The 15,892-nt window shown below is 59.4% G+C and carries 17 protein-coding genes; 11 read left to right on the forward strand and 6 right to left on the reverse strand.

Going from position 1 to position 15,892, the window contains the following annotated elements:
* Positions 1-15: 15 nt before the first annotated feature.
* From sufC to FPL19_RS03875, 6 genes are read left to right on the forward strand one after another with little or no spacing between them, the layout of a single operon-like run.
* The gene (gene sufC / locus FPL19_RS03850) at positions 16-792 is read left to right on the forward strand and encodes a Fe-S cluster assembly ATPase SufC (RefSeq protein WP_150910777.1); all 777 of its coding nucleotides are present in this window, start codon (positions 16-18) and stop codon (positions 790-792) included.
* Between the two features lie 12 nt (positions 793-804).
* A complete protein-coding gene (gene sufD, locus FPL19_RS03855) occupies positions 805-2,091 on the forward strand; it encodes a Fe-S cluster assembly protein SufD (RefSeq protein ID WP_150910779.1) in 1,287 nt (428 codons plus the stop codon).
* Positions 2,092-2,097: 6 nt separating this feature from the next.
* Positions 2,098-3,351, forward strand: coding sequence for an aminotransferase class V-fold PLP-dependent enzyme (locus FPL19_RS03860; protein ID WP_150910781.1), 1,254 nt, complete (start codon positions 2,098-2,100; stop codon positions 3,349-3,351).
* A gap of 13 nt (positions 3,352-3,364) precedes the next feature.
* Complete coding sequence (locus FPL19_RS03865; protein ID WP_150910783.1) at positions 3,365-3,718, forward strand: HesB/IscA family protein; 354 nt, start codon at positions 3,365-3,367, stop codon at positions 3,716-3,718.
* A gap of 60 nt (positions 3,719-3,778) precedes the next feature.
* Positions 3,779-4,321: a putative Fe-S cluster assembly protein SufT gene (gene sufT, locus FPL19_RS03870; protein WP_150910785.1), complete on the forward strand. Its 543-nt coding sequence runs from the start codon at positions 3,779-3,781 to the stop codon at positions 4,319-4,321.
* Positions 4,321-4,779 (forward strand): SufE family protein, encoded by a 459-nt coding sequence (locus tag FPL19_RS03875; protein ID WP_150910788.1) that lies wholly within the window; start codon positions 4,321-4,323, stop codon positions 4,777-4,779. Before sufT ends, FPL19_RS03875 begins: the two co-directional genes overlap by 1 nt.
* A 7-nt stretch (positions 4,780-4,786) precedes the next feature.
* Here FPL19_RS03875 and FPL19_RS03880 read toward each other — a convergent pair whose 3' ends face one another.
* Entirely contained in the window at positions 4,787-5,797 is a 1,011-nt protein-coding gene (locus FPL19_RS03880) for a flagella assembly protein FlgT middle domain-containing protein (RefSeq protein ID WP_191965213.1), read from the reverse strand.
* A 261-nt stretch (positions 5,798-6,058) separates the two neighbouring features.
* Between FPL19_RS03880 and FPL19_RS03885 the strand changes: the two genes are divergently transcribed.
* The 5 genes from FPL19_RS03885 to trmL all read left to right on the forward strand — a co-directional run bounded on the left by FPL19_RS03885 (position 6,059) and on the right by trmL (position 11,001).
* The gene (locus tag FPL19_RS03885; RefSeq protein ID WP_225314280.1) at positions 6,059-7,333 is read left to right on the forward strand and encodes a conjugal transfer protein TraF; all 1,275 of its coding nucleotides are present in this window, start codon (positions 6,059-6,061) and stop codon (positions 7,331-7,333) included.
* A 3-nt stretch (positions 7,334-7,336) separates the two neighbouring features.
* On the forward strand, positions 7,337-8,467 hold the full coding sequence (locus FPL19_RS03890) for a multifunctional CCA tRNA nucleotidyl transferase/2'3'-cyclic phosphodiesterase/2'nucleotidase/phosphatase (protein WP_150910792.1): 1,131 nt from the start codon (positions 7,337-7,339) through the stop codon (positions 8,465-8,467).
* Between the two features lie 18 nt (positions 8,468-8,485).
* Positions 8,486-9,232, forward strand: coding sequence for a pteridine reductase (locus tag FPL19_RS03895; protein WP_150910794.1), 747 nt, complete (start codon positions 8,486-8,488; stop codon positions 9,230-9,232).
* Positions 9,233-9,351: 119 nt separating this feature from the next.
* The gene (locus tag FPL19_RS03900; protein WP_150912385.1) at positions 9,352-10,533 is read left to right on the forward strand and encodes an acetyl-CoA C-acetyltransferase; all 1,182 of its coding nucleotides are present in this window, start codon (positions 9,352-9,354) and stop codon (positions 10,531-10,533) included.
* 3 nt (positions 10,534-10,536) lie between these two features.
* The gene (gene trmL, locus FPL19_RS03905) at positions 10,537-11,001 is read left to right on the forward strand and encodes a tRNA (uridine(34)/cytosine(34)/5-carboxymethylaminomethyluridine(34)-2'-O)-methyltransferase TrmL (RefSeq protein ID WP_150910796.1); all 465 of its coding nucleotides are present in this window, start codon (positions 10,537-10,539) and stop codon (positions 10,999-11,001) included.
* Here the strand turns inward: trmL and FPL19_RS03910 are convergent.
* The 5 genes from FPL19_RS03910 to FPL19_RS03930 are packed head-to-tail and all read right to left on the reverse strand — an operon-like array spanning position 10,959 to position 15,883.
* On the reverse strand, positions 10,959-11,768 hold the full coding sequence (locus tag FPL19_RS03910; protein WP_150910798.1) for a heme ABC transporter ATP-binding protein: 810 nt from the start codon (positions 11,766-11,768) through the stop codon (positions 10,959-10,961). The genes trmL and FPL19_RS03910 overlap by 43 nt on opposite strands.
* A gap of 2 nt (positions 11,769-11,770) precedes the next feature.
* A complete protein-coding gene (locus FPL19_RS03915) occupies positions 11,771-12,808 on the reverse strand; it encodes a FecCD family ABC transporter permease (RefSeq protein ID WP_150910800.1) in 1,038 nt (345 codons plus the stop codon).
* Complete coding sequence (locus tag FPL19_RS03920) at positions 12,798-13,655, reverse strand: heme/hemin ABC transporter substrate-binding protein (RefSeq protein ID WP_225314281.1); 858 nt, start codon at positions 13,653-13,655, stop codon at positions 12,798-12,800. Before FPL19_RS03920 ends, FPL19_RS03915 begins: the two co-directional genes overlap by 11 nt.
* The gene (locus FPL19_RS03925; RefSeq protein WP_150910802.1) at positions 13,652-14,725 is read right to left on the reverse strand and encodes a hemin-degrading factor; all 1,074 of its coding nucleotides are present in this window, start codon (positions 14,723-14,725) and stop codon (positions 13,652-13,654) included. The genes FPL19_RS03920 and FPL19_RS03925 overlap by 4 nt, the downstream gene beginning before the upstream one ends.
* A 3-nt stretch (positions 14,726-14,728) precedes the next feature.
* Positions 14,729-15,883 (reverse strand): HmuY family protein, encoded by a 1,155-nt coding sequence (locus FPL19_RS03930; RefSeq protein WP_150910804.1) that lies wholly within the window; start codon positions 15,881-15,883, stop codon positions 14,729-14,731.
* Between the last annotated feature and the right edge of the window lie 9 nt (positions 15,884-15,892).

Genomic DNA, 15,892 nt, shown 5'->3' on the forward strand with positions numbered 1-15,892 from the left:
GAGAGAATCCAATACATGCTGAGCATCAAGAACCTGCACGCATCCGTTGGGGGTGAAGAAATCCTCAAGGGCATCAACCTGGAAATCAAAGCCGGGGAAGTCCACGCCATCATGGGCCCCAACGGCTCTGGCAAAAGCACCCTGTCGCAGGTGCTGGCAGGCAGCGAGACCTTCGAGGTAACTCAGGGCGAAATCACGCTCAACGGTGAGAACCTGCTGGAGCTGGAAACCGAAGAGCGGGCCCGTGAGGGCGTGTTCCTGGCGTTCCAGTATCCGGTAGAAATTCCCGGCGTCAGCAACCTCCAGTTTCTGCGCACCGCTGTGAACGCCATGCGCCTGCACCGTGGCGAGTCAGAAATGAACGCGGCGGAATTCATGAAGCATGCGAAGGAAGTATCAAAGCAGGTCGATCTGGACCCGGCTTTCCTCAAGCGCGGCGTGAACGAAGGTTTCTCCGGTGGTGAGAAGAAGCGTAACGAGATTCTGCAGGCATTGTTGCTTCAACCGAAACTGGCCATTCTGGACGAAACCGACTCCGGCCTGGATATCGACGCCCTTCACGTTGTCTCAGACGGCGTGAATGCGCTGCGCGCCAAGGACCGGGCCATCCTGATGGTGACCCACTACCAGCGCCTGCTGAACCACATTGTGCCCGACTACGTTCACGTGCTGGCCGGTGGCAAGATCGTCAAATCCGGTGGCCGCGAGCTGGCTCACGAACTGGAAGAGCGCGGTTACGGTTGGCTCGGCGTGAAAGACGAAGAAGCTACCGCCAGCTCATCTGCCAGTTAACGGAGGCCGCGAATGAAGTCAGCACCAACGCTTTCCAGCGCCTTTCTTGAACCGGCCGGCCATTACCTGCCCGGCCCGCTGCTTGAGCTGCGCAAACAACGGGGCACGGCTCTGGTGGATATGCCACTGCCAACCCGCAAAACCGAAAACTGGAAGTACTCCAGCCGCCATCTGAAGCTTTCGGATGAGCTTGCCACCACACTGCCATCCTCCGGCAAGGAAGGCGCCAGCCTTTCCATGCCAGGCTACCGAGTCGTGTTCCGCAACGGGGTGATGGTGCCGGAGGCCAGCGATTTTCCGGATATGCCCGGCATCCGTATCCAGCGTTTCTGTGACCTGAACGATCAGGACGCGGCGGCCCTGGCCGAGCGCCTGGACAACACTCTGGACAGCCGGGCCGTTCAGATGGCCCGGCTGAACTCCGCCCGCTTTGAAGATGGCCTGTTCATCCAGCTTGATAAAGAAGCCGTGCTTGACCAGCCGCTTTTCATCATTCACGAAGTAACTGCTTCGTCCGTCGGCTCGGCCTACCCACGTATTTATGTGGACGCCGCAAGGCACAGCCAGATGACGCTGGTGGAAGAGTACATCTCCAGCGGCAGTGAACCGGTAATGGTCAACACGGTGACAGAATTCATGCTCGCTGAAGGCGCGCAGATTACCGGAGTGCGCCTGACCATCGAAGGCGAAAGCGTTCAGCACATCGGTGCAACCGGCGTTCGCCAGGCGGCCAGTTCACGCTTTGAAAACCACTGCGTGGGCTTTGGTGGCCCGTTGCGCCGGCACGACCTGCAGGTTCGCCTTGAAGGCGAGGGCGCCGAGTGCAAACTTAACGGCGTGGTGGTTACCCAGGGTCAGCAGCATTACGACAACCACACCTCGATCGAGCACGTGGCGGCCCACTGCGACAGCGAAGAAACCTATCGCAACATCGCAGCGGACCAGTCCCACGCGATTTTCAACGGCCGCATCCATATCCACCAGGATGCTCAGAAATCCAACGCCAATATGAACAACAAGAACCTGTTGCTCTCCACCGGCGCGGAAATCGACACCAAGCCCGAACTGGAAATCTACGCCGACGACGTAAAATGCGCCCACGGCGCAACCATCGGACAGCTGGACAAAACCTCGCTGTTCTATCTGGTGTCCCGTGGCATCGGCCGTCGCGAGGCCAACACCTTGTTGACCATGGCATTCATCAACGAACTGGTGGAACAGATTCCTGTCGAAACGGTGCGCGATGCCGTACAGCTTCGGCTGAATGACTTTTTCAATCAGACGTTTCAGGAGGTCTGAGCGGTAATGAACGATCTTTCCATGGCCAAGACAGCACCCCAGACCCGTTTCGACGTTGATGCCGTACGCCGTGATTTTCCGATCCTGAGCCAGGAAATCAACGGCAATCCGCTGGTGTATCTGGATAACGGCGCCTCGGCCCAGAAGCCGGTGGCGGTGCTGGATGCCATGGATCGTTATTATCGGCAAATGCATTCCAACGTGCACCGTGGCGCCCATACCCTGGGTGATCGTGCCACCACTGCGTTCGAAGGCGCACGGGAAACCGTCAGAGCCTTCCTTAATGCAGACAGCACCCGCGAAATCATCTGGACCCGCGGTACCACCGAGGCGATCAACCTGGTCGCCAATGGCATGGCCGAGCGCCTGAAACCCGGTGACGAGATCCTGGTGAGCCACATGGAGCACCACGCCAACATCGTGCCCTGGCAGATGATTGCCGAGCGCACCGGCGCTAAAGTTGTACCGATTCAGGTGACGCCCGAGGGCGAATTGGACCTGGATTCGTTTAACGATCTGCTTGGCGAAAAAACCAGGGTTCTGGCGCTTACCCACGTATCCAACGTGCTGGGCACTATCAATCCGGTTGCCGCGCTGATCCAGCAGGCCAAGGCACTGGGTGTGATTACCGTTATCGACGGTGCCCAGGCGGTGCCGCATTTCCAGCCCGATGTGCAGGCACTGGGATGCGATTTCTACATGTTTTCCGGCCACAAGCTGTTCGGGCCCACGGGCATCGGTGTGCTTTACGGAAAAGCCCATCTTCTCGAGGAAATGCCTCCCTACCAGGGCGGTGGCGAGATGATCGAGCGGGTGTCTTTCGAGCGCACCACCTGGAACACCCTGCCCTATAAATTTGAAGCCGGCACGGCACCGATCGCCGAAGCCGTGGGGCTGGGCGCAGCCATTGACTACCTGAACGACTTTGATCGCGAAGCCATGGAAGCAGCGGAGGATGCACTGCTGGCCAGGGCCCATGAGCTGGTCGAGACCGTTCCCGGCATGCAGATCATCGGTACAGCCGCAAAGAAAGTGCCGGTCATGTCCTTTAAAATCGACGGACTGCACCCCAGTGATATAGGCACTCTGCTGGACCAGCAGGGCATTGCCATTCGTACCGGCCACCATTGCGCTATGCCGCTGATGGACTTTTACGGGGTACCCGGTACAGCCCGGGCCTCTTTTGCGTTCTACAATACAATTGAAGAAGTTGAAAAACTCTTCGCCGCGCTGCAAAAAATTCAGCGCCTGTTTGCCTGATGGAGGTGGAAACATGACAGCCGAAGTCTACACACCAACCGTTGCCGTCACCATGACGCCCAGCGCGGTGAAACACGTACGCAAACAACTCGATAAAAAGCCGGAAGCCAAGGGCATCCGGCTCGCCATCAAGAAAAGCGGCTGCTCCGGCTTCAAGTATGAAACCCAGTGGGTTGAAGATGCCGGCACTGACGACAAGGTATTCCACATTGACGGCGTGGACCTGTTCGTCAAGGAAGAGCATCTGCCGCTGGTGAACGGCATCGAGATTGATTTTGTCACTGAGGGCGTTAATTCGGTGTTCCAGTTCCGGAACCCCAATGCCACCGCTGAATGTGGCTGTGGCGAGAGCTTTACAGTGGCGTAGATTGGATCAGGCGAAGCCGTATCCAACAAACCAGACAAAGAAAACGAGGCCCATCAAGGCATGCAAGAACGGGAAGTGGTTCTGACAAAACGTGAGGTAGAGGCACGGCTGGTGCCCACCGGCACGGAAATCATGATTCCGGCGGATACCTTTGTGACGATCACCCAGTCCCTGGGTGGCAGCTTCACGGTCGCCGTAAACGGTAACCTCGCCCGCATCGAAGGCCACAATGCCGAAGCGCTGGGCAAGAAGCCCCTGGAAAGCAGCTTCGACACCCCCGAAGACGGCACCGTCAACGAAAACCAGGTCTGGGAAGCCATGCAGAACTGCTACGACCCGGAAATTCCGGTCAACGTGGTGGATCTGGGCCTGATTTACGATTGCAAGATCGAGAACGGCACCGAAGACGGCAACCACGTTTACGTTCTGATGACCCTGACCGCCGCCGGCTGTGGTATGGGCCCGGTGATCACAGAAGACGTCAAAACCAAGCTTGAGCATGTACCCAACGTCGACAAGGTGACGGTTGAACTCACCTTCGATCCACCCTGGAATAACGACATGCTCACCGACGAAGCCAAGCTTGAACTGGGAATGCTGTAATGACTGCCTCCGCACAGGAATTTGAAAACAACCCGCTGGGCAAAGACACCACGCTGGACGACGTCCTGGAAGGCTTCGAGTTTCTCGATGACTGGGAAGAGCGCTATGCCTTCATCATCGACCTGGGCAAGCAGCTTCCGAAGTTTCCGGAAGACGAGCGCCGGGAAGAGAATTACGTGCACGGCTGCCAGAGCCAGGTGTGGCTGATTCATCACTACGACGAAAACACCGGAAAGCTCTATCTGCTGATCGATTCCGACGCCATTATCGTGCGCGGCCTTGCCGCCATCATCCTGGTGGCACTGAACGGCAAGACACCCCGCGATCTTCTGGCGACCGATATTGACGAACTGTTCGAGCAACTGGACCTGTTCCGCCATATCTCGCCAACCCGAGGCAACGGCCTCCGTGCCATGGTCGGCAAGATCCGGGATATCGCCGCCACTGAGGCCGCCTGAGAAGGCCTCAGTACATCACCGCGTAGTCACCCTCACGGATATTGATCACGCTACCCTCTTCCGGCATCCAGGCACGACTGGTGTCCAGGCTCAGCTGATGCAGGTGAAGATCAACACCGGTATCCCAGAGCTTTGGCGGCGCGTCGGGCCACTGCAGAGCAGATTGAGCCCGCACTAGCCGCAGCTTGTCCCCTGGCAGCAGGCCGGATTTCGTGCCCACATCCAGAAGCAGATCCTTACCGTCTACCTGAAGAACCCGGACCAGCAGCGCCTGACAGTCAATGGCGCTCATCAGATCATCGGTAATCTCGTCAAAGAGCTTGGCAACCTCGGTTCCATAGTCCGAGTCATTGAAAACCGGAGACCCGAAGTCGACTTTTCCGGTACGGGGAATATCCCAGCGGCCGTAAGCCTCATAACGTTGCTCATACACCACCCGGCCGGTATATCCATCGTGTAATACCACATCCACAACGAATGCCCGATCGGTATCGGCGCTGAACAACGAACGCTTGATGGAAGCGGCATAGGACGAATCCCAGGAATCAGGGCGATTCACATCCAGACTCCGTATGATCCCCGAAACCACAAACTGGGCCCCCATCTGGCGACTGACCACGGAATACTGTTCCAGTGTGTTACCTTGCATGGCGCGGGTCGCCCCGTCTTGCAAACTGGCAAACATTTGCCTGCCCGGCGCTGACAGCGGCAACACCTCGCCCGTCTCCAGAAGATTCCGGTACAGCCACTTACTGGAAGCACGGCCAACCGCACCCAGCCCCCCGAATACCGTCTGGTCCGGATCTTCCACGTTGAACCCGGCGACGACCACCTCCTTGCGGATGCGCGAGGCTTCCTGGTTCGGGCATTGCTGATTCAGTTCGAACGGAGTGCTGTTGCGTTCCTGACGGATGGTCGCGGCAAGGCGGTCCAGCTCGGCCTGGCGGCCGCCTACGTCTTTGCTGATGATCAGGTTTATGGAGGGGGGCTCAGTCTCCGCGCTGGAACCAGTCGCCAAGCTTAAAAGCACTGCCACGGCGAGCAGTGTGATCGCCCATGAGCTCTGTCTGTTTCTAGAAATCATCGTTCGCTGCTCAGAATATATGTGATTCGGAGGTGCCAGGTGTCACAAAGGTACCTCATGAAAAATCCATGCCACTTAGCGTTTCTGTCGTCTTTTGTTAAATGATGTATCCTCGAAGCCTTTTCTATCAGGTGTCCTGATAATCTTAACTCCGCTTAATGCTGGCTCTGACCAATAAAGAGGACACCAATGAAAATGAGCACCCGCGCAATTCCCGTTTTTTCCAGAAAACCCCTGGCCGTTGCCCTTTGCCTTGCCTCTGCTTCGGCTCTGGCCAGCCCTCAGGCCTTTACCCCATCCCGCTCCTTTGCCATGGGCGGCACCGGCGTTGCGATTGCACATCCAGCGGCAGCCGGTGCATCCAACCCGGCCATGATGGCGTCGGAACATCACGACTGGTCAGACGATTTCGGGCTGATTTTTCCTTCCGTGAACGCCCGCTTTGCCGATGAGGAAGAGACTGTCGATCAGATTGACGGCATTCAGGACGTTATTGATCAGTTTGAACAGGCGCAGCAGTCCAGTAACCTACAAGATGCTCAGGACGCAGCCGGTGATCTAAGGGAGCGACTGGCCGCTTTCGATCGTGATACAGTCCGGATCGACGCCGGAGTGGGTATCGCATTGGCAGTGCCCACTGATTCTTATTCAGTCGGCTTTTTTACCAGCGGCAATGTCCAAGCGGCGATTCGCGGAGAATACGACGAGTCTGATGATGCCACTCTCGCGGCGCTTGAAAGCGGGGATCTGACGGCTATACAAAACGCAAATTTGGATGACCTCCGCTCCCGTGGCCGTGTTCTGGCATCCGGTGTGGCAGAGGCGGGTATTTCGGTCTCGACATCATTTGAACTGACTGACGGCACCCGCTTTCAGGTCGGGGTATCGCCCAAATACGTTCAACTGGTCACTTACCAATATACAGAGAGCGTTTCCGGCTTCGAGGACGATAATGCCGAGGACGAGGAATACGAAACCGAAAAAAGCGGCTTCAACCTTGATATTGGGGCAGCCTATGCCTTTGGTGAAGAGAACGCGTGGAACGCGGGAGTGGTTGTGAAAAACCTGATTCCCATGGAGCTGGAATCCAACGCAAGCTCCGACCCGTTGAAGCAAGAGCAGAAATACACCCTGGAGCTGGATCCGATGCTGACCGCAGGCATTGCCCACACCGGTGACTTTCACGTGGTCACCGCAGAGCTGGACCTGACCAAGAAGAAAGGCTTTGGCTACGCTGACGACACCCAGTGGCTGGCTGTGGGCGCAGAACTGGATGCCTGGCGCTATGCCCAGATCCGCTTCGGCGTTCGCCAGAACCTGGCCAGCAACGATGACAACAACGGCATTGCCGAAGAAACCCAGTTCACTGCTGGTATCGGGCTGTCGGTCTTCGGTGCCCGTCTGGACCTGGGCGCACTGGTCAGCGATGCGGAAATGGGCGCCGCTCTGGAACTGGGAGCTGCATTCTAGGCAATGGATATATACCTTGTAGGTGGCGCCGTTCGTGATGAGCTCCTCGGTTTACCGGTCAAGGACCGGGACTGGGTCGTCACCGGCGCCACGCCGGATGAAATGCTGGCGCAGGGTTATAAACAGGTGGGTGCAGATTTCCCGGTATTTCTGCACCCTACCACCCGCGAAGAATACGCACTGGCCCGTACCGAGCGCAAAAAAGGCCAGGGTTACCACGGCTTCACCGTTTATAGCGCGCCGGACGTCACCCTTGAAGACGATCTGAGGCGCCGGGATCTGACCATCAATGCCATGGCCAAGGCCACCGACGGCACACTGGTGGACCCTTTTAACGGCCAGAAGGATATTGAGTCCCGCCGGCTTCGCCACGTATCCGAGGCTTTCACCGAAGACCCCCTGCGAATCCTCCGCACTGCCCGCTTTGCGGCACGGCTTCAGCCCAACGGGTTTAAAGTGGCCGGGCCCACCATGGAGCTGATGACAAAAATGGTCCGGGCTGGCGAGATCAGCCATCTGGTACCGGAAAGGGTATGGCAGGAAGTTCAGCGGGCCCTACACGAAAATGAACCGGGCACTTTCTTCTCCGTTCTGCGGGACTGTGGCGCACTGGAATCGCTGATTCCCGAGCTGACACCGGCGCCGGCTTTCGAGTCTGCAATGGCGGCGCTGCGATGCGCCCATGAGAACAACCTGGATACCGACGCACGATTTGCAGCGCTACTGTCGCCTCTGTCTTCTTCCTCGCCTGGTCAAAACCCGAATGCAGCAGAAGCGCGGGCAAAACAGCTGAAGGCGCCCAACGACTGCATCGCAATGGCTCGACTGTTAACGGCAACCACACCAACACTTGAAACCACCGAATCTGTTGAGCCGGAGAGCTGCCTTGCTCTGCTTGATCAGGCCGATGCCTGGCGCCGGTCAGAGCGCTTCAATAACCTGCTTGCCACTCTCAGATGCGTGCTTCCGGCTGAATCGTCCGGCAAGGTCGATCAACTGCAACGAGCCCTTGAAGTAGCCAACTCTGTTAATGCCAAATCGCTAATGAGTGAGGGGGTTACCGGCAAGGCCCTGGGCAAAGCAATCCACAGTGAACGCCTGAGACGTATCCGGGAGTCATTTCAAAACCTTTAGGGAGTGCCAGAGACCACCATGGATTCGCCCGCACCTGTCGCACTGATCACCGGCGCCGCCCATCGGCTTGGCGCCCATACCGCCCGCCATCTTCACAATCGGGGCTGGAACATTGTTATCCACTACCGCTCCCGGCAGGAACAGGCCGAGGCGCTGGCAAGTGAACTTAATAACCTTCGGGAGCATTCTGCCATCGTGCTTCAGGCCGATCTGTCCCGCCCGGATCAGATTGCGCCACTGGCCGACCAAGCCATTGCCGCCTGGGGGCGATTGGACGGGCTGGTCAACAGCGCCTCGGTGTTTTACCCCAACCCCACAGAAAAAGCCCAGAGTGAAGACTGGGACACGGTGATGAGCACCAACCTGCGGGCGCCGTTCTTCCTGGGACAGGCGTGCCTGGCCGCCCTTCGCAGCTCCGGCGGAGCCATCGTGAACATGATCGACATATACAGCGAGCGTCCGCTGGCCAACCACCCTCTGTACTGTGCCAGCAAAGCAGGCCTTGCCTCACTGACCCAGTCCTGGGCAAAGGATCTGGCGCCGGAAGTGCGGGTCAATGGCGTGTCCCCGGGCGCCATCCTCTGGCCGGAAGGCGATGCTGAAATGGACCAACAGCAACAGCAGGCCATTCTGGACAAAACACCACTAGCAACGACCGGCAAGCCAGAGGACATCGCCGGGGCAATCGCCTTCCTGCTTTGCGATGCACCCTTTATAACCGGGCAGATTCTGTCGGTGGACGGTGGTCGCAGCCTGAATATGTAGCGGACTCACCCCTACACCCCTACCTTTGGCGGAGGCCGGGTTTCCGCTACAATGACAGGTCCACAACGCCAGTTTTCCAGCCATTTTCTGATTCCCGGAGAAATTAAATGCAAGAGCCCATGCGTGATGTTGTCATCGCCGCCGCCAAACGTACTGCCGTCGGCTCATTCGGAGGCGGCCTGTCCAGCCTTCGTGCTGACCAGCTCGGCAGCGCCGTCATCAAGGCCCTGCTGGAAGAAACCGGCGTCTCTCCTGACCAGATTGACGAGGTGATTCTGGGCCAGGTGCTTACCGCCGGTTGTGGCCAGAACCCGGCACGGCAGGCCTCGATCAACGCCGGTATACCGGCGACCGTGCCGGCCATGACCATCAACAAGGTCTGTGGCTCGGGGCTGAAGGCCGTCCATATGGCGGTGCAGGCTATTCAATGTGGCGATGCGGAGTTGCTGATTGCCGGTGGCCAGGAGAGCATGAGCCAGGCACCCCACGTTCTGCCCAACAGCCGCAACGGCCAGCGGATGGGCAACTGGACGATGGTGGATACCATGATTTCCGACGGCCTGTGGGACGCGTTCAATGATTACCACATGGGCGTGACCGCCGAGAACATCACCGAAAAATACGGCATCTCCCGGCAGGAGCAGGATGAATTCGCGGCCGCCTCACAGCAGAAAGCGGCCGCCGCCATCGACGCTGGCTATTTCGACAGCCAGATCGTTCCCGTATCGGTTCCCCAGCGCAAGGGTGATCCCCTGATTGTCGACACGGACGAGAACCCCCGTGCCGGCGTGACGGCTGAGAGCCTTGGCAAACTGCGCCCCGCCTTCAAAAAGGATGGCACCGTGACCGCCGGCAACGCCTCTGCTCTGAACGATGGCGCCGCCGCAGTGATTGTCTGCAGTGCCGAGAAAGCAAAGGCGCTGGGTCTGACGCCGCTGGCAACCATTCGTGCCCACGCCAATGCCGGCGTTGACCCTACCATCATGGGCACGGGCCCGATTCCCGCCAGCCAGCGCTGCCTTCAGCGAGCCGGCTGGACGGTCGACGAGATTGACCTGATCGAAGCTAACGAAGCCTTCGCAGCCCAGGCCATATCCGTGAACCGGGATCTGGGTTGGGATGTAAGCAAGGTGAACGTGAACGGCGGCGCCATTGCCCTGGGCCACCCCATCGGCGCATCCGGCTGCCGCATTCTGGTGACTCTGCTGCATGAAATGATGCGGCGGGATGCAAAGAAAGGGCTGGCAACCCTGTGCATCGGCGGCGGCATGGGCGTCGCCCTGGCCGTGGAACGCCAGTAGCCCGTGCTGAATGTGGTGTTATACGAGCCTGAGATTCCGCCCAATACCGGCAACATCATCAGGCTCTGCGCCAACACTGGCTGCCGGCTGCATCTGATCGAACCACTGGGATTTACCCTGGAAGACAAGCAGATGCGTCGGGCAGGACTGGATTACAGTGAATACGCCACGGTGACGGTCCACCGGGACTATCAGAGCTTTCTGGAAAGGGAAAAACCACAGCGCCTGTTCGGGCTGACCACCAAAGGCAACTGCCAGTATCACCAGGTAACCTACCAGAGCGGTGATTACCTGATGTTCGGCCCCGAAACCCGGGGCCTGCCAGCAGAAATCCGGCAATCCCTGCTTCCGGAGCACTGCATCCGGGTTCCGATGCGTCCGGAAAGCCGAAGCCTGAACCTGTCGAACACTGCCGCGCTGGTGGTCTATGAGGCCTGGCGACAGCTGGGTTTCGACGGGGCTGTCTGACCGGCGACCTGTCCAGTGGGAATCACCATCGGATACCCTTCCGGCAACTGGATAACCCGGGCGTGAAAGCCGTACACCAGCCTGAGATTCGCGGGCGTCAGAACCTGCTCTGCCCGCCCATGCAGAACGCTACGCCCCGAGGCCATCAGCATCAACCGGTCACCAAACTGCGCGGCCAGATTGAGATCGTGCACAATCGCCAGGACCGCAATACCTCGGGCGCGGGCCAGATGTCGAATCAACTCCAGCACCAGTTGCTGATGGGCTGGATCCAGAGCTGAAGTACACTCGTCGAGCAGCAATAGGCTCTCATGCGGGCAGTCGATGATCTGCGCCAGAACCCGGGCCAACTGCACGCGCTGCTGCTCGCCGCCAGACAACCCAGGCACCAACCGGTGCGCCAGGTGTTCCAATTCGAGGGCGCGCAAAAGCTCCATCACCACCGGATCGCTGGCCGGCGTCCCGCGAGGCCTACCTAATCGCACGACTTCCTCAGCCGTCAGCGGGAAATTGACATCAACCCGCTGGGGCATTACCGCCCGGCGCCCCGCCAAGTGCTCTGGCCGCCAATCGGTCAATGCCTTGCCGTCAACGTGAATGCCCCCCTGACACGGTGCTTCACCGCTCAACGCTTTCAGGACAGTGGATTTACCGGCCCCGTTCGGGCCGAGCAGCATGACGAGTTTACCGGCCGCCACGTCCAGGTCGACACCGTTAACAATCTCGGTGCCGCCCAGGGACACCGACAGGTTCTGAACGGAAAGCATCGTCAAGTCACCTTGATTCTTAATAACAGCGCCAGAAAGAAGGGCCCACCGATCAGCGCCATCATCAATCCGATGGGCAGTTCCGCCGGCGCCACGACCACCCGCGCAATGGAATCGGCGGCGACCAGCAAGGTGCCACCGAGCAGAGCGCTCAGCGGAAGCACCACCCGATGACTGGCACCCAGCAACTGTCGAACCAGATGGGGCACCACCAGGCCGACAAAACCAATCAGGCCGCTGACGGCGACCGCGGCGCCAACCCCTAGACCGACCACCACAATCGCGACTTTTTTGACCGTATCGGTTCGGTAGCCCAGATGCCCCACCACCGACTCGCCCAACAGAAAGGCATCGAGAGGCCGAACCAGCCAGGGAGCGGCGACCAGCGCCAGCACCATGAAAGGCGCGCCCACCAAGAGGTCATCCCAGGTTGCATGGCCCAGGCTACCCATGGTCCAGAACGTCAATGAACGCAGTTCTTCATCGGTGGCGTAGAACGTCAGTAGGCCCGTTGCTGCGCCGGCCACCGCGTTAATCGCGATGCCCGCCAACAGCAGGGTTGCCACTGAGGTCTGGCCCGCCCGGTTGGCAATGCGCCAGGCCAGCAACACCGTGCCACTGCCGCCTGTAAACGCCGCCACGGGCAAGGCCCACTCACCCGCGAAGGCAATCCAGTCGCCCAGCCAGGTGCTGCCCAACACAATCACCGCGATGGCCGCCAGGGAGGCACCGGCAGAAACGCCAATCAGGCCTGGGTCCGCCAGCGGATTGCGAAACAAACCCTGCAGAATGGCGCCGGCGACGGCCAACACGGCGCCCACCAAGAAGCCGAGCAAAAACCGGGGGAGTCGCACTTCCATCATTACCATGGACGCCACCGGGTCGGCGGCCTCCCTTCCCGCCAGCACGTTCAACATGTCCGCAACCGCCAGAGGGTATGCCCCGCTGGTAACTGACGCCAACGCCGCACATCCGGCGGCGGCTAGCATCAGTACCAGGGCCGGCCCAAACCGGAACCGGCCGGCAGCGTCACGAATCATTAGCCGCCACGTGGGAATCTACCGGGAGCACACGGCTCAACTGAGACATGGCCTGGGGCAGTCGCGGGCCAAAACCCAGCAGCAACATGCTGTCGGCGATTAGGCGGTTGCCAGCCTGCCAGGCATCCAGACGTTCTATGCCCGGCCAATTCTCAATGTTGAATTGGCCGGGTGTGGATTCGGCGATCACGATTGCATCCGGTTGGGAGGCCAGAATCGCCTCCCGGTTGGCCGGCTTATAGCCCTTGATGTCGGCCACCGCGTTATCAGCGCCGACCGAGTTGAGCAGCGCTTCAGCGGACGTTCCCTGGCCTGCCAGCATCACCGAATGATTGCCCGCAGCCAGAATAAACAGCACCCGAGGGCGGAAACCCCGGTTGGCCGCCGCTTTGCGGGTTTGTTCCATATTCGCCCTGAGTTCGCCGGTCAGCGTTTGGGCTTGCTCAACCGCACCCAGTAGTTCGCCAATGCGCTCGATCCGCCGCATGGCCGCCTCCGGAGTTCTCGCGGAGGCCAGTTGCTCAACCCGAACGCCGGCCCGGGATAGCCTGTTCAGATTTTCAGCAGGGGCGGCCTGGTCCGACGTGATCAGCATATCCGGCTTCAACGCCAGCACACCTTCGAACGGCAAGGCTCGCAGATACCCCACTTTCGGCAAGGATTCGGTGGCGTCCGGGTAACCACTGGTGGTGTCCACGCCTACAACCTGATCACCGGCACCCAGCTGGAAAACGATTTCGGTGATGGCCCCATCGGCAGTGACCAGGCGGGGCGTGTCCTCAGCACCCACCAACGGAGCCATCACGACTGCAGCGATACCTGCCACGGCCATCAGCCAACGCATCATGAGGTCGCCTCCAGATTGGCCGCCTGCTCGCGCCAGAGCTCGGACTCGGGAATGCCCGGCTTGCGCGCACCGAAGACAGTCAACACCAGTTCGCCATCCGAATTGAACGCTTCGACCGAGGTAATAACGCCATCGGCAGAGGGCCGACGAACCAGCCACCAGCTCTTGATGGATTCCGTGTTGGCGTGCAGGTTGAAACCCGGATCCAACACGTTCATCCAGGGGCCGGTACGGCGCAGGTTCGATACCTTGCCGGTAAAGATCTGCACAATGCCCGGGTTGCCTACGAAGAACATGGCGGGGCATTCGCTGTCCCGCAGCAAAGCCAGCAGCCGATCCAGAACATCGTCGTCAGAACGCTGCAGTTCCGTCGCCCACTCGCCGCGCAGAATTTCCAGTGCAGTCAATCGATCGGTGCCCGCCCGTTTCAGCAAAGCGCCGAAATGGTGAACGTCTTTCAGCTCGGCCCAGCCTTCCCTAAGGACCTCCGCTTTAACGTGGTCCAGCTTGGCGCGTTCAGGCACCGGCCGCCTGCCCTGAGGCGCAAACGGTTCCATCTGCTCGTCCGCAAACTCACGGATCACGCGTTCCCAGGCGTCCGGGAGGGTATCGGCCACTCTGTAGATCTTGTGGACGGCCGCCCCGTACTGATCGAAGAACTGCAGACTCTCCCGCAGCCCAGACCGCGCCTGCTCCTTCACCCGGTAACCGAACGCCCAGTGCTTGAAGAACACCCTTACGTCGATCTCGCCGACTGCCAGGCCCATGGCCCCCGACTTGCCAGTGGTAAAGTCGTTGAAGGTGCCAGTGACCTCGTGGACCACCTCGTTATTGCGAGACAGAATCATCACCGGGCCCACATCGTCCAGCGCTTTCAAAAGCTCGCCAAAGCGATTCTGTAGGGGAATCAGCGCGTCGCCACCTCGCAGACGCACCAATTCCATTTCGCTTACGTTCAGTACATCGGCCATCTGCCGGATGCGCATCTTGGGTTGCTGCTCCTGAAGCGCCTCAAAACGCGCTGCCAGGGATTGCTCTGCCGCTTCAGCGGCCATGATTGTCTGTTCCATGACTTACTCCGGGGCCTGCTGAAGTTCAACTGGCAACCAACGCAGCGTGGGCTTGCCGCTGGTGCCGCTATCGTCGTAGTAGCCAATGACCTGAAGCGTCCAGACCGTGGACTCATCGTCATTCACGTCGGCTTTGATCAGGAAGGTGCGGAAGTTGGGCCAGATCCTGTGGCCGTTTGCCAGGCCGTATTCGTACCAGGTGTGGTCTGCAAAGACACCGCCGGTGGCGTCCGTGTTGTAGATCTGGGGCACGCCCGGGTCGCTGACTTCCTCATCCAGTTCCGCCCAGGTCATCACGTCTGAGGCGCCACCGTTGCCATCGCCAGATACGCCGCTGTTGGTTTTCAGGTACCAGGAGCGACCCGAGAAGCCGACCTGAACGTCCCAGGAATCGCTGGTCACGCAATCCACCACCGCATCCGAGTCGAAGTCAAAGCAGGCATCGCCGCCATCGTAATCAACTGGGGGCTTAAAGGTGATGGCCGTTTCGCTGAATGAGTCTTGGCCCTGCGCCTGCACGTCGAACTCTAAGGTGAAGTCGCTGATGCCCAGGCCAGCACGGGTTGGGAAATAAAAATCTGCGACCCGCATTCGGGCGTAGCTGTCTCCCTCGGCAGAACGAACCAGGTAGCCAACATCTGGTTTTTCATTGACCTCTCCGGCTGCTGGGCCACTTGGGTTTTCTGCAGCCGTTCGGTCGTCAGTGTACGTCGACCAGGTGTCAGGGCCGCCAAAAGCACTAACGAACGCATCTTCCTGCCAACTCTCCGGCTCCTCAAGGATGCCAAGCAGATGCTCTTGCTCACTGTTGGGCGTTAGATTGGGAATCGTGTTCGCGTTGGGCTCGCCCCCCGGGTAGTGCTCGTCTTGGGCGACCGCCAGAGCGCCACCAACGTTACCGCTTCCAGACTCACCGCTATTCAGCTTCAAACTCAGCCGGTTGGCAGAGATGTGCCACTCATCGGTCTCGTCGACCAGCTCGCCGGTTTCCAGATTCAGATACACCGTTTCGGTCGCCGCTGGCATAAGCTGCTGCGAAAACTGCGAAGCGGACAGGTCCTGATCGCTGTCTTCGATGGCGTTGTCGCTGCCACCGCAGGCGGCCAGTGTCACTACGGCCAGCCCAACGGCTGGCAGCTTGAGGATGGTTGAACGCATGTGAGCTCC

The organism is Marinobacter halotolerans, from assembly GCF_008795985.1.
GTDB classification, from domain to species: domain Bacteria; phylum Pseudomonadota; class Gammaproteobacteria; order Pseudomonadales; family Oleiphilaceae; genus Marinobacter; species Marinobacter halotolerans.

Bases quoted from the DNA above. Each gene is read 5' to 3' on its own strand.
- FPL19_RS03895 (WP_150910794.1), top strand. From the start codon at position 8,486: ATGGATTCGCCCGCACCTGTCGCACTGATCACCGGCGCCGCCCATCGG.
- sufT (WP_150910785.1), top strand. From the start codon at position 3,779: ATGCAAGAACGGGAAGTGGTTCTGACAAAACGTGAGGTAGAGGCACGG.
- FPL19_RS03875 (WP_150910788.1), top strand. From the start codon at position 4,321: ATGACTGCCTCCGCACAGGAATTTGAAAACAACCCGCTGGGCAAAGAC.
- FPL19_RS03915 (WP_150910800.1), bottom strand. From the start codon at position 12,808: ATGATTCGTGACGCTGCCGGCCGGTTCCGGTTTGGGCCGGCCCTGGTA.
- FPL19_RS03925 (WP_150910802.1), bottom strand. From the start codon at position 14,725: ATGGAACAGACAATCATGGCCGCTGAAGCGGCAGAGCAATCCCTGGCA.
- sufC (WP_150910777.1), top strand. From the start codon at position 16: ATGCTGAGCATCAAGAACCTGCACGCATCCGTTGGGGGTGAAGAAATC.
- FPL19_RS03865 (WP_150910783.1), top strand. From the start codon at position 3,365: ATGACAGCCGAAGTCTACACACCAACCGTTGCCGTCACCATGACGCCC.
- FPL19_RS03890 (WP_150910792.1), top strand. From the start codon at position 7,337: ATGGATATATACCTTGTAGGTGGCGCCGTTCGTGATGAGCTCCTCGGT.
- sufD (WP_150910779.1), top strand. From the start codon at position 805: ATGAAGTCAGCACCAACGCTTTCCAGCGCCTTTCTTGAACCGGCCGGC.
- FPL19_RS03930 (WP_150910804.1), bottom strand. From the start codon at position 15,883: ATGCGTTCAACCATCCTCAAGCTGCCAGCCGTTGGGCTGGCCGTAGTG.
- FPL19_RS03860 (WP_150910781.1), top strand. From the start codon at position 2,098: ATGAACGATCTTTCCATGGCCAAGACAGCACCCCAGACCCGTTTCGAC.
- FPL19_RS03885 (WP_225314280.1), top strand. From the start codon at position 6,059: ATGAGCACCCGCGCAATTCCCGTTTTTTCCAGAAAACCCCTGGCCGTT.
- FPL19_RS03910 (WP_150910798.1), bottom strand. From the start codon at position 11,768: ATGCTTTCCGTTCAGAACCTGTCGGTGTCCCTGGGCGGCACCGAGATT.
- FPL19_RS03900 (WP_150912385.1), top strand. From the start codon at position 9,352: ATGCGTGATGTTGTCATCGCCGCCGCCAAACGTACTGCCGTCGGCTCA.
- FPL19_RS03920 (WP_225314281.1), bottom strand. From the start codon at position 13,655: ATGATGCGTTGGCTGATGGCCGTGGCAGGTATCGCTGCAGTCGTGATG.